The organism is Halopelagius fulvigenes (genome assembly GCF_055398025.1).
Genome location: NZ_AP043843.1, coordinates 78004 through 90305 on the forward strand (window position 1 = coordinate 78004; position 12302 = coordinate 90305).

General features: G+C 64.9%; 9 protein-coding genes. 5 read left to right on the forward strand and 4 right to left on the reverse strand.

The genetic code is table 11. The annotated features are described in order from the left end of the window. Nucleotides 1-62 precede the first annotated feature (62 nt). Nucleotides 63-1544: a hypothetical protein gene (locus tag ACZ522_RS01050; protein WP_464391733.1), complete on the forward strand. Its 1482-nt coding sequence runs from the start codon at nt 63-65 to the stop codon at nt 1542-1544. A 237-nt stretch (nt 1545-1781) separates the two neighbouring features. After that, nucleotides 1782-3275, forward strand: a complete 1494-nt coding sequence (locus tag ACZ522_RS01055) for a hypothetical protein (RefSeq protein ID WP_464391734.1) — start codon at nt 1782-1784, stop codon at nt 3273-3275. A 43-nt stretch (nt 3276-3318) separates the two neighbouring features. Here the strand turns inward: ACZ522_RS01055 and ACZ522_RS01060 are convergent, their stop codons facing one another. Continuing rightward, nucleotides 3319-4284, reverse strand: coding sequence for a hypothetical protein (locus tag ACZ522_RS01060; protein ID WP_464391735.1), 966 nt, complete (start codon nt 4282-4284; stop codon nt 3319-3321). Nucleotides 4285-4523: 239 nt separating this feature from the next. Here ACZ522_RS01060 and ACZ522_RS01065 point away from each other — a divergent pair, with 239 nt between their 5' ends. Then, the gene (locus ACZ522_RS01065) at nt 4524-6290 is read left to right on the forward strand and encodes an asparagine synthase-related protein (RefSeq protein ID WP_464391736.1); all 1767 of its coding nucleotides are present in this window, start codon (nt 4524-4526) and stop codon (nt 6288-6290) included. A gap of 76 nt (nt 6291-6366) precedes the next feature. Here ACZ522_RS01065 and ACZ522_RS01070 read toward each other — a convergent pair whose 3' ends face one another. After that, nucleotides 6367-7332 (reverse strand): glycosyltransferase family 2 protein, encoded by a 966-nt coding sequence (locus ACZ522_RS01070; RefSeq protein ID WP_464391737.1) that lies wholly within the window; start codon nt 7330-7332, stop codon nt 6367-6369. 242 nt (nt 7333-7574) lie between these two features. Here ACZ522_RS01070 and ACZ522_RS01075 point away from each other — a divergent pair, with 242 nt between their 5' ends. Then, nucleotides 7575-8669 carry a DUF1616 domain-containing protein gene (locus ACZ522_RS01075; RefSeq protein ID WP_464391738.1) on the forward strand — a complete coding sequence of 365 codons (1095 nt, stop codon included), beginning with the start codon at nt 7575-7577 and terminating at the stop codon, nt 8667-8669. A 42-nt stretch (nt 8670-8711) separates the two neighbouring features. Here the strand turns inward: ACZ522_RS01075 and ACZ522_RS01080 are convergent, their stop codons facing one another. Next, nucleotides 8712-9650 carry a glycosyltransferase family 2 protein gene (locus tag ACZ522_RS01080; RefSeq protein WP_464391739.1) on the reverse strand — a complete coding sequence of 313 codons (939 nt, stop codon included), beginning with the start codon at nt 9648-9650 and terminating at the stop codon, nt 8712-8714. Between the two features lie 26 nt (nt 9651-9676). Next, nucleotides 9677-9925 carry a hypothetical protein gene (locus ACZ522_RS01085; RefSeq protein WP_464391740.1) on the reverse strand — a complete coding sequence of 83 codons (249 nt, stop codon included), beginning with the start codon at nt 9923-9925 and terminating at the stop codon, nt 9677-9679. Nucleotides 9926-10382: 457 nt separating this feature from the next. Between ACZ522_RS01085 and ACZ522_RS01090 the strand changes: the two genes are divergently transcribed. After that, on the forward strand, nt 10383-12287 hold the full coding sequence (locus tag ACZ522_RS01090) for a hypothetical protein (protein WP_464391741.1): 1905 nt from the start codon (nt 10383-10385) through the stop codon (nt 12285-12287). Nucleotides 12288-12302 lie beyond the last annotated feature (15 nt).

Below are 12302 nucleotides of genomic sequence, written 5' to 3' on the forward strand. Positions count from 1 at the left end.
CCCAGATTGTATCTTTACGGTGAATATAACCATATCAATAAGCCGGCAAGGAACGAGATAGAATGAACCGTCGTCGGTATCTCAAACTGCTCGGTGCGACCGCGGCCGCCGGTGCGCTGGCGGGGTGCGGCGGTCGGGACACGCCCACCGAGTCGCCGCCCCGCGGTACCTCCACGCCGCCGGGCGAACCGGACGGAACGCCGAGCGGTGAGCCCGAGGGGGGACTGTACGGCTTCACCTTCGACACCGTCCTCAACGCCGTCAACGATCTCGGGATGGATCCGACGGGGAAAGAGCCCATCGACGACGCGTTCGTCAGGTTTCTCGGCCGGAAATCAACCCTGCTCGAGTTCCCGCCCGGACGCTACCGCTTCGAGAACTCCCACGAAATCGAACGCGCGAACACGCTGGGCATCCGCGGAATCGGAGAGGGCAGACGACAGGTCATCTTCTGGACGCCCGCGAAGGACGGCCGGGAGTTCATCAACATCCGAAACGGCGGAAACGGGTTCCTGTTGGCGGACGTCACGTTCGACCACGGCCGCGGCGCCGGTTCCATCGGGAACATCCTCCGATTGAACGACAACCTCCGCGTCCAGAACGTCGAACACATCGGCTTCAACCCGACGAGGCAGAACGGCGCCGTCGATAACCTCAGCCCACAGATACTCTCGAAGAACGGGACCGGCATCGTCGATTCGTTCGTCCGGACAGGGCCGACGAACATCGTCTCGCACGGTCACCTGAACGGGACGGCCAACGCGGGGTGCATCTGGCTCGGCGAAGATCACGTCGGACGCCTCGTCATCAGGAACAGCCTGTTCAAGAACACCGGGACGAACACCATCTACTGCTCGCGCGCCCCCGGCGGCGTCGAGGTGCGGAACTCCAAGTTCGTCAACAACAATCAGGCGTCGATTCGCATCGGCGGACGCGGGTCGTTCGTCAAGAACTGCACCTTCAAGGTCGATACGAAGAACGCGGCGCCGAGGAACAAGGGGTCGCTGATAAACCCGAACGGCATCGTCTGGGAGACCGGCAACCTCGGACTGAAGGGCGGATCCATCGAGAACTGCACGTTCATCTTCGACTCCGCGCCGAAGAACCGCATCCTCTCGGGCATCTGGGCCGACGGGTCCGCAGGCGCGTTCGCGGTTCGGAACTGCCGGTTCGTCATCAACGTCCCGAACGCCCGCGCGATTCGCATCGACGACCCGCGCAACCCGCGTCTCGGAATCACGGCGGCGAAGCCGTGGGGCGTCAAGTTGACAGACATCGTCGTCGAGGGAAAGGTCGCGACCAGTCCGACGCCGCTTATCGAGATAAAGGGCCGGCCGAACTCGATTCTGTCGGACTGCTGTCTCGCCGTCCCGGACGGCAAGGGTATCGTCAAACTCGTCCGGTCGCCCGGGAGTTTGTTCAAGAACATCAACGTCACCGGCTCCGGAAACTGGCTAACCGCCAAGACAAAAAAGTTAGTCAAGAAGAATATAACGAGGAACAACGTATGTGCGGATCTGACCGAATCGGTCGGGGCGAACTGATTTCCGAACGGAGTTTCACGCGGCGTGATCTCCGTTCCCGGCTCGTTAATGCGCCGGTAAAGTACCCCTTAACCGGCGCTTTCGGCGGGTAGAGGCGAATCCGCGCCTACAAGTAGGATCCAAACATATTAAGTGAAGTAGCATATTCTTCTACTTTTATTGTCCGTTATCGAGTTTCTAAACAGATTTCGAGAAATATACGAAAGTATATTCTGTAGAGAGTGTGGATCAGCCGGAATGGCAGAAGACACGGTTTGCAGTGAAACGGAGAACGGGGAAAACCAGAACCGGGGGACGGAAGAGGGTAAATCACTCCTGAACCGGCGCGACGCGCTGAAGATGGGGGCGGCCGCCGCCGCGGACGAACGGTACGGCATCTCGTTCAGCCGCGTGGTGAACGCGGTGAACGATCTCGGTCTCGACCCGAACGGGAACGAGCCCATCGACGCCGCGATCAACCGGGCCATCGACCGGGGGGACACCCTCGTCGAGTTCCCGCCGGGCACCTACTACTGGAAGGACACCGTCGCCGAGAGCGGCGTCAACAACTGGGGTATCCGCGGGCTGGGCGACCACCCGACGGACGTGAGGTTCGTCTCGGACGACGGCGCGTCGCAGTTCCTCCTGAAGGTGAACGGGGGACGCGGCATCCTCGTCGAGAACTTCGCCATCGACTACGGCTTCGACCGACAGGGGAGCCTGGGGATGCTCCTGAAGGCACACGACAACCTCCGCGTGCAGGACGTCCACTTCGTCGGCTTCAACCCGACGCAGGGCAACGGCGCCGTAGACAACCTCAGCCCGCAGGCGCTCGACCCCGACGGTCAGGTTATCGTCGACGGACTCGTCCGGACGGGCCCCACCGACATCACCTCCCACGGCCACCTCGGCGGGGACGCCAACGAGGGGTGTATCTGGCTCGGAAGCAAACATGTCGGCGACTTGGTCATCCGGAACTCCCACATCGAGAACGCCGGGACGAACGCCATCTACGCCCGCGCGGCGGAGGGTGCGGTGAAGATAGAGAACAGTCTGTTCGTCAACAACAACCAGACGTCGCTCCGCATCGGCGGCAGCGGTTCCTACGTCCAGGGCTGCCGGTTCGTCGTCGACACGGACAACGCGACCGACGAGAACGGCGGCGAGTTCATCAACCCCCACGCCATCACGTGGGAGACGGGCAACAGAGGCGAAGCGGGCGGCTACATCGAGGACTGCGAGTTCATCTACAAGTCCGCCCCCTCGAAGACAACGGCGGCCGTCTGGGTGGACGGCTCCGCCGGCGAGATGGCCATCCGCAACAGCCGGTTCCAGATGGACGTCGACGGCATCGCGGCCATCCGCATCGACGACCCGCGCGACCCCCGCCTCGGCGTCACCAGCGAACGCCCGTGGGGCGTCACCCTCGACCGCGTGAGCGTCACCGGGTCCTCCTCCGGGTCCGCGCCGGCCATCCGCATCGACAACCGGAACGGTTCGACCATCCGAAACAGCTGTCTCCACCTGACGGGGAACCGCGAGGGCATCTACCTCCGCAACTCGGACAACAGCGTCGTCGAGAACACGAACATCAACGTCACCGGACAAGCGACCGTCTTCGACGGGTCGAGCGTGTCCACCTCGGGCATCACGCACACCGACAGCTGCCCGGTGCCGAGCGACTCGTTCACGGTCGGCGACAGCACGACAATCAGGAAGGCGTCGATCTCCTTCGAGGACAATAACGGGTAACGCGCGCTCACACCCGTTTCGGTCACTGCTTCTCGGTTCGCGCTTACAGGTAGCCGAGACTCTCTAACCTGTCTTCGACGAGGTCGTCGGCTTCCGCCTCTTCTTCTCCGTCTCCGATGGAGACGTCCTCGGGAGACGCCTCTCTCTCCGTCTCCGACGTCTCAGCCTCCTCTTCCGCCGCGCCGTGATGAATCGTCTTGCGCGACCCGTTCTCGAACACCAGCCACGGCACTTTCGTCAGTTCGGTCGTGTAGATGCCCGGCGGATGGCCGTACTCCCGGTTCGGCACGGGGCGCGACCGGTCGCCGATCATCTGACCGTGGTCCGCGGAGACGACCGTCTTGCCCGGCAGCGAGTGCATGAGACGTTCCACGTGGGGAAGCGCCACGTCGAGGTTCTCGCGGAACGCGCGCCAAAGAATCTCATCGGAGACGCCGAGTTCGTCGCCGAAGGCGGCGTCCCACTCGAACGCGAGGTCGTCGAGGTCGAAGTACTTCTGCCCCGTCTCGCCGACGAACGGGTAGTGCGGTTGGAGGAAGTGGACCAACAGGCGCTTGTTCGGGTAGCGTTCGGCCGCCGTCTGGGCGTACTCGACGACCGTCTCGGGCATCACCGTGCGGTAGGCGTCGTGCCACCCGCCCTCCTTCCAGACGTTGATCACGTCGTGGAACTCGGCGTCCAACTCCTCGCGCTTCCGGTAGTACATCGGGCTCGCGGTCACGTACACCGTGTCGCGCAGGTCGCGGCCCGCGACGTTGGCCTCGAGGAACTCGCTCGTGTGCGCTCCCTGCGAGACGCGGGACTCCAGTCTGCCCGGCAGGTCGTGTTGTTCCCGGAACATGTCGTAGCGGCAGGCGTCGAGGATGAAGAGATTGTCCCAGTCCTCGGAGAAGACGTCGATACCGTCGTTGTACCGACGGTTTCCGCGGGTGTGGACGAGACGGTTCGCTTCGCGGACGAGGAGGTGCGGCGAATCGAGTCCTCGCTTTAGTTGCGAGAGAGAGTACATGCGTGTATCGAACGGAGAGAACCACTCCGTGGACATTGTTATTAGAGTGATAATGGGCGCGGGCGGCGGCGGCGCTCGAACTCGACGGTGCAGGCGCCGACGAGACGGATTCTCGACTCAGTCTCGGTGAGCCCAAACCGCCCTCTTCGGCCCCCTCAGCCCCTTAGTTTCACTATAACGAATATCACGTACGGCGACGGAAAGATAACGCGCACGCAGCACGCGCGGTTCTCAAACATATGACCGGACTCATCGGCGGAAGCTACTCCGAATCGACGCTCCGCCGCCTCCTCGGGGAGACCCCGACGAAGGCGGAGAGCGAGACTGTGACGCTCTCTCGCGGCGACTACGCGCTCGGCGTCGAACACCTCGCGGACAGGGACCCCGAGGGGTGGGAGACGTATGACGAAGACGGCCTGACCGGCGTCGTCTACGGCGCCGTCTCGAACCTCTCTACGCTCTCTTGGGACGCGGGGGACCTGTTTGAGCGCGCCTTCGAGAACCCCACCGACACCCTCCCGAACGTGGACGGGCCGTTCGTCCTCGCCTGCACCGACGGCGACAGACTCGTCGTCGCGACGGACAAACTCGGCACGCGGTCGGTCTACTACGCCGAGGACGGCGACGACTTCGTGTTCGGGTCGAACCTCAACGAAGTCGCGGAGACGGTGGATGACCCCACCGTGGACGAACGTGCCGTCGGCGACCTGCTGATGATCGGCCACGTCTGGGGCGACAAGACGCTCTTAGAGGAGGTGACGTACCTCGATAGCGGGAGCGCACTGGAGTACGATGACGACGGTGCGATGGTGCGGCGCTACTGGAACTTCGACTTCGACACCCGTCCGAAGTCCTCGTTCACGCCGAACCTCGTCTCGGCGTACCGGACGGCGATTCGTGACTCGGCGGCGACGATGGACGACAGTTCCGTCGGGTTGTGGCTCTCGGGCGGCCTCGACAGTCGGACGATGGCCGGCGAACTCAGCCAGTACGTCCCGGACATGCGGACGTACACGTACGACGCGAACCCCGCCGGCGGCGGCAACATCGAACTCGCGCGCGAGATTTGCGACATCCTCGGGCTGGAGAACGAGGAGGTGGACCTCACCCCCGGACCGTTCGTCGAGAACTTTGAGGACGCGGTGACCATCACCGACGGGATGCTCGGGTGGAACACGTTCCTCAACCTCACCGCCACGTTCTCTGTCCCCGAACCGACCGACATCCTCCTCGAAGCGTGCGGGCAGGGCGGGATGATGGGCGACGGCATCGGACGCTCCTCCATCGAACTGAGCGACTCCCGCGAGGACGCCCTCTACCGCGCGAAACACCAGACCGACAAGAGGACGGTGTCGGACCTGCTGGCGGGCGAAATCGACCTCGACCAGACCTACGAGGAGGAGGTGGCCAAGAGCGGGCAGGACGGCTACGCCGAGACGGTACTGGACGCGTACTACCGCAACTACTTCCCCCGCGGCGACTTCGCCAGCAACAAACTCGTCCGCAGTCGCGCCGGGACGCGCGTCCCGTTCGCCCACGGGGAGTTCCTCCGCGCGGTGACGCAGATGCCCCTTGAACAGCGCGTCGGCTGGATTCCGGGGACGAGGGGGAAGATTCCGTCCGGCACCGCCGAGGCGAAACTCGACCTCGCGCGCGAAATCGGCTACGGGATGGCGGAAGTCCCCTACGAACGGACGAAGATGCCGCCCGAGGAACCCCTCTGGAAGCACGTCGCCGGGTTCGTCACCAGCACGTCGATTCAGCGCCTCCGCGGTACGACGGCCTACGGCGGCCGCCGGATGCAGAGCGTCTGGTCCATCTCCGACGACGAGATGCGGTCGATGCTCGAAGGCCTGATGGACGACGCGGCGGACCGGGAGTTCCTCGACGGCGACGCCGTCGAGACCATCGCGGAAGAGCACTTCGAGACGCAGGAGAATGACCACATCGGCGCGGTGTCTGGACTCACGACGCTCGAACAGTGGCTTCAGACGAACTACGACTGAACGCGACGTCGGAGTAGCCCCGCGAGGGACGCCGAACGCCGAACGAGCCCCTCTAAGAGAACGTTTTTCCGACGTTTCAAACCGAGACGCGCCCGGAGAGCCACTGCTTGGCTCGGCGCGCCGACCCGTAGGTGAACGGGCCGCCGAGGGCCAACGCCAGGTAGCCGTACGCCGACACCTGCGTCGGGTCGCGGCGAATCGACCGGAGGAGGTGTCGAACGGAGTCGCGGTAGTAGCCGTTTCTGAGCGCCGAGAACCCGAGCGTGCGGTCGAAGTTCGAGAGGAACTCCCGGCGGCAGTCGTCGCCGTACGACGCCGCCAACGACTCGTGTTTCTCGACGATGAGGGGGACGGATTCGTCGCGTTTCTTCTCGAAGTTGTCGGTTATCTGCCCGTGGTCGGTGACGCGCCGGACGACCAACGCCTCGGGGACGGAGGCGTAGCGGGTGTGTTGCGAGAGGCGGATGTGCCACTCGCGGTCCTGCAGACTCGGCAGTCGTTCGTCGGGGTAGCCCGCGTCGTCGAAGACATCGCGGCGGACCGCAAAGCGGGAGAACGTCGCCGCCTGGAGGTCCCCGCGGAGGAGTCTCTCCGTCACGTCGCCGGCGTACTCGGGGACGACGCTGCCGATCTGTTCGCCCTCGGCGTCCACTATCTGTACGCCGGCGGCGACGACGCCGACATCGGGGCCGCCGGCGTCGAACGCCTGCAGATATCGTTCGAGGAGCGTCGGCGCCCAGTAGTCGTCGTCGTCGAGGAAGGCGACGATATCGCCGTCGGTGGCGTCGATGCCGGTTCGACGGGCGGCGTTCGCGCCCCGGTTCTCCTCGTGGCGGAGACACCGCCACGACAGACCGTCGAGCGACAGGTCTTCGAGGACCGGTTCGACGGGTTCGGGCGAGTGGTCGTCCACGACGACGAGTTCGACGTTCGAGTACGTCTGCCCCGCGACGCTCTCGACTGCGTCGGGGAGGTAGTCCGGCCGGCCGTACGTCGGGATGACCACGCTCACTTCGGGGGCGTACTCGGATGTCGCGTCCATCGTCGGAACATTCACCGAAGCGGGTTTTGTTATAGGGAGCGTTCCGCGAAAACGGCTCGAATCGAACGGGAGAAGCGGGGTTTCGGAGTCGGTCAGAGAGCCGAAGCGGCGGCGTCTCCGGTCGGGATGTCTGTTATTCTGATAGTAACGAAGATGCTACGGAGTACAGAGCCGGTAGTGACCCGCAATTCGACCATCCGAGGGGGACCGTCGTTCGAAGCCGTCAGGCAGGGGAGGAAGCCGTGAGTTGGCAGGAACTCGCGGCGGACGTAGTGTTGACCCTCGCCGTCGTCGCGGGAACCGCATTCGCCGTCAGTGTTGGCATCGGGGGCCCGTTACAGGTCGTCGCCGGCGCGTTTCTCGTGCTGTTCCTCCCGGGGTACGCCGTCTCGACCGTCGTGTTCCCGGCCGCGGGGTCCGGTCGGTCCGCAACCGACGTGATGTCGGGCCGCAGGAACCGAGGTTGGCACCTCGGCGGCGGCGGCGGCAACAAGGGACCGCAGCGCGCCGGACTTCCGTTCCTTGAACGTCTCGCGTTCGGGTTCGGACTCAGCGTCGCGTTCATCCCGGTGTTCGCGTGGACGCTCGACGTCGGGATGTTGGAGTACCAGCAGCCGGCGATTATCGGTATCGCGACCGGAACGGCCGTCGTGGCGACGATTCTCGGCGCGGTTCGACGCGCGCGAACCCCCGACGGGACGCGGTACGTCGTTCCGTTCGATCGGGGCATCGAAGGCGCACAGAGCGCACTGGACGGGTCGAACGGAACCCCGGCGGTGAACCTCGCCCTCGCGGTGGCGATACTCCTCGCCGTCGTCGCGGTGACGTTCAGTCTCGCCGCTCCCGCCGACGGGTCGGAGTTCACGCAGGTGTCGATCCTCACCGAACAGGAGAACGGGAACCTCACCGCGGGAGGGTACCCCGAGCAGTTCACCAGCGGAACGTCCTCCGAACTGGTTCTGCTGGTGGAGAACTACGAGCAGGAACGGACGAAGTACACCGCCGTCGTCCAACTTCAGCGCGTGGACAACGGCCAGGTGGTCGAACGCAAGGAGTTGAAGCGGGAGTCGCAGACGCTCCTCCCCGGCCAGTCGTGGCAGTACGGACACCGCGTGACGCCGACGATGGAGGGTCAAGACCTCCGACTCGTCTACTTCGTCTACCGCGGTGACGCGCCGGCCGACGCGCGCGAGGAGACGGCGTACCGCTCCGTCAACATCTGGTTCGACGTGGTTCCGGTCGGCGGTGGAGGCGGGGCGAACGGCGGTACGCAAACCGCGGCCGACGGCGGGACGCAGACGGCAACGCAAACTGCGACCGGAACGACGCAGGGCTGAACCCCGTCGTAGCCTCTCTCTCTCTCTCGCGGGAATTCGCCCTCACACCCGGCCGCCGGGAAGGTTCACCTTCTTTCGGAGCGATGAGAGCGTGAGCGTCAGTCGAACCATCGCGTCCAGACAGAGGAGCGCGAACTCGTCGCGCCGCGCCCGTTCGGAGCGCGACGAGGACGGTTTCGAGTACTCCTTCGCCAATCGGGACACCTCCGGCCGGACCCGGGCCAGTAGGCGGCGACGACGCCGCCCCGCGACGCGCTTTCGGAGGTACGAGCGGACGTCCGTGGCGTAGTCGTGGTAGATGACCGGACGGGGGTCGTAGACGATGCCCTCGCGGTCGTACCCGTTCGTGAGCAGTCGGTACGTCAGCTCGATTCCCTCGTGACCCGCCCGACCGGAGAGCGACTCCTCGAACCCGCCGACCTCCCGGAAGGCGGCGCGTTCGACCGAGGTGTTGCCCTCGATGTTCAGCGAGAACGGAACTCGCTCGTCGCCGAGGTCGTACCACGTCTGCAGGCGGTTGTACAGCGACTCGGTCCGCGGGAGGACTCGGCCGCGGACGGCGACGGCCCCGTCGTCGTGTGCGTCGCGGTGCGCGGCGACGAAGTCGCAGTCGGGGACGCCGTCGTCGTCGAGGAAGAGCAGGAGGTCGGAGTCCGCCAGTTCGGCGCCGACGTTCCGCGCCACCGTGACGCCGTAGTTGCCGTCGAGGCGGACGAGGGCGCTCGCCCGTTCGGTCCGTTCGACGAGCTCGTCGAGGTCGAACCGGACGCCGTTGTCGACGACTATCACCTCGAAGTCGTCCGCCGTCTGGTCGTCGAGGGCGGCGAACGTCTCCTCGAGTTCTTCCCGCGGCGTCCGGTAGGTGACGACGACGACGCTCGCGGAGGGCGCGGAGGATAGTCGACGCTCGGTCGCGCTGTCGACCATCTCGCGGTACTGCGCCGGGAGCTCGTCGACGCGAGACGAAGTCGCGGCGGACATCGGTGTCACTCCTCGGAAGCGTCGTTTCACGTCGGTCCGTCGTCCTCGTCGTCTTCCGGGAACTCCATGTCCAAGAACCCCTCTCGGCCGGGAAGCGCCGCCACTGCCTCGTTTATTCCGCGGTACGCCGCCGTCTCGACGGTGTCCTGGAACGCGTTCGTCGAGGGGTACTCACGGAGCGTGAGCACCCGCCCATCCTCGGTTAGATAGACGATTTCGGTCGTCCCGTCCGTGTGGCTGTACTCGTCGCCTTCGACCGGTGCGTCGTCACTCATCGTTTTCGTCCGCGGAGTCAGTCAGCGCACGGTTTCGTCGGGGGGGGTGGGACGCGCCCGCTCCGGTACATCCGTTCATGGCTACTCGTACGATTCGGGCCATTATCGTTATTCTGCCCGAAGCGAAGACCGTTCCACGATCGTCTACCGCGGGCACGCGACGCGCGGGCGAATCTCGGACCATTCGACGCTTCGGCGCGAGAGGTGAGTGAACGAACGACAAAGGCGTCGCCGGCACCCCGAGCGAAGCCCGACGCTCGGGGGGAAGCGCCGCGCGTTCCCCCTCGGACTGCGACCGTTCGAATCCGGTCTTCGAACCCGACGGTCAGGAGTTCGCGGACGTTACATCAGACATAACGATAGTATATGTATTCGTGGTAGTGAGTGTGAAATTCGTATCGACAGCGGTACGCACTATCGGGGCGGACAGACACGGTCGCTGTTCGCCCCTCGGCCGATGAGTGCGACCTGGACGGGGCGGTCGCAGTCGCGAACGGAGACTACCGACGCTCTGCGCATCGCACTCGTCGTCGGCTACCTCGCTCTCGCCGTCGGAGTCGTCATAGCGAGGGTGAACCCCTCGCCCGGGTACGACGCGTCGATATACGCCGCGACGCCGTTCGTCTACTGGGCCGGCGTCGGCCTCGCGATCCTCCTCGGCTTCGGGGCCGCCGTCTTCGGCGGACGAGTGACGAGAGCGCTCGGCGTCGCACTCGCCGGACTCGCCATGCTCACCTTCCTCGGTCTGCCGTTCCTCCGAGGGATGTACTTCTACGGGTCCGGTGACGCGTTGACTCACCTCGGATTGGCGAAGTCGCTCCTGCGGACTGACTTCGCGTTCATGGACCTCATCTACCCCGGCGGGCACTCGCTCGCCATCTTCCTCTCGCAGGTGATGGGCGTTCCGCTCCGTCACGGGTTGATGTACGCGATGATGACCGCGTCAGTGGTCACCCTCGTGTTCGTCCCCCTCGCCGTGTGGGCCGTCGTTCCCGACGGCCGCGCGGTAGGGTTTGCGGTGTTCACGGCGATGCTGATGCTCCCGATGAACAACATCAGCACCCACCCCGGCTTCCACAGTTACACGCTGACGACGCTGTACTTCCCGTTCGTCCTCTATCTCACCTTCAAACACATCATGCGCGGCGCGGAGGACGAGACGCTCCCCGAGTGGGCGTCGGCGGTGAGCCTCGTCGCGCCTATCGCCCTCGGCGCGACGGTGTTCTACCACCCGCAGGTGGCCATCGACGTGCTCATCCTGCTGTCTACGGTGTTCGCCGTGGGGTACGTCCTGCGCCGCCGTGCGGGGACAACAGGGACGACGGGGACCGGGGCCATGGGGACCACGGGAACCACCGGGTCGTTCAATCACCGACTGCTCACCGGGCAGGTACTCCTCCTCGGGGTGATATTCATCGCATGGGCCGTCCAGCACCAGCAGACGTTCATCTTCGCCGAGAACCTGACACGCTCCGTCACGGGGTTCCTCCAGACGGGAGAGGGAGCCGCAAGGATAGCGCAGGACCGCGGAAACTCGGCCGACGCGCTGAACGTCAGTCTCGAGATAATGTTCGTCAAACTGTTCGGCATCTCGTTCCTGTACATCCTGCTGTCGGGCGGTCTGGTGGTGAAGGAGGTAATCGGGGGCGTCCGCGGCCGAGTCGACGACTCCGGGATGGCCGCGACGTACATCGGCTTCTCGGCGCTGACCCTCGGGCCGTTCTTCGCCGCGCAGTTCGTCGGCAACGTGTCGTCGTACTTCTTCCGCCACCTCGGCTTCGCGATGGTTCTCGTCGGCGTTCTCGGCGCTATCGCCCTCTACAAGGTGGCGGTCGAGTACGACTCCGTCCTGAGCGGCGGTGCGCGCGTCGCGGGCGTCGTCCTCGCCGTCCTCGTCCTCACGGGGTCGCTCGTGGCGTTCTACCCCTCGCCGTACATCTACCTCCCCTCCTCGGAGACGCCCGAATCGCAGTTCATCGGCTACGACGCCACGTTCAAACACCAAGCCGAGGAAGTCCCCATAGCGAAGGTTCGCATCGGTGCCTCGCGCTTCGCGGACGCACTCGGCGTGACGGTTCCCGGCCGTCTGCTGTGGAGTCCCAACAAGACCCAGTTCGACAGCGTGGAGAACTTGACGAAGTATCGGGGGAACAATCGGACCGACCACCCCGGATACTACCTCGTCATCTCCGAACGTGACAGGGACCGAGAGGTGAAAGGATTCCACGGAATCCGCTATCAGCAGGACGACTTCCGGGAGATAAACCAGACGGTCACGCCGCGGCTCTCCCGCGTGCAGACGAACGGTGACTACCGTCTGTACTACGTCGACCAGGAGGGACTGGTGAACACGACCGACTGAGCTCGTGACCGCGCG

Bases quoted from the DNA above. Each gene is read 5' to 3' on its own strand.
- ACZ522_RS01060 (WP_464391735.1), bottom strand. From the start codon at position 4,284: ATGTACTCTCTCTCGCAACTAAAGCGAGGACTCGATTCGCCGCACCTC.
- ACZ522_RS01080 (WP_464391739.1), bottom strand. From the start codon at position 9,650: ATGTCCGCCGCGACTTCGTCTCGCGTCGACGAGCTCCCGGCGCAGTAC.
- ACZ522_RS01055 (WP_464391734.1), top strand. From the start codon at position 1,782: ATGGCAGAAGACACGGTTTGCAGTGAAACGGAGAACGGGGAAAACCAG.
- ACZ522_RS01050 (WP_464391733.1), top strand. From the start codon at position 63: ATGAACCGTCGTCGGTATCTCAAACTGCTCGGTGCGACCGCGGCCGCC.
- ACZ522_RS01090 (WP_464391741.1), top strand. From the start codon at position 10,383: ATGAGTGCGACCTGGACGGGGCGGTCGCAGTCGCGAACGGAGACTACC.
- ACZ522_RS01065 (WP_464391736.1), top strand. From the start codon at position 4,524: ATGACCGGACTCATCGGCGGAAGCTACTCCGAATCGACGCTCCGCCGC.
- ACZ522_RS01070 (WP_464391737.1), bottom strand. From the start codon at position 7,332: ATGGACGCGACATCCGAGTACGCCCCCGAAGTGAGCGTGGTCATCCCG.
- ACZ522_RS01085 (WP_464391740.1), bottom strand. From the start codon at position 9,925: ATGAGTGACGACGCACCGGTCGAAGGCGACGAGTACAGCCACACGGAC.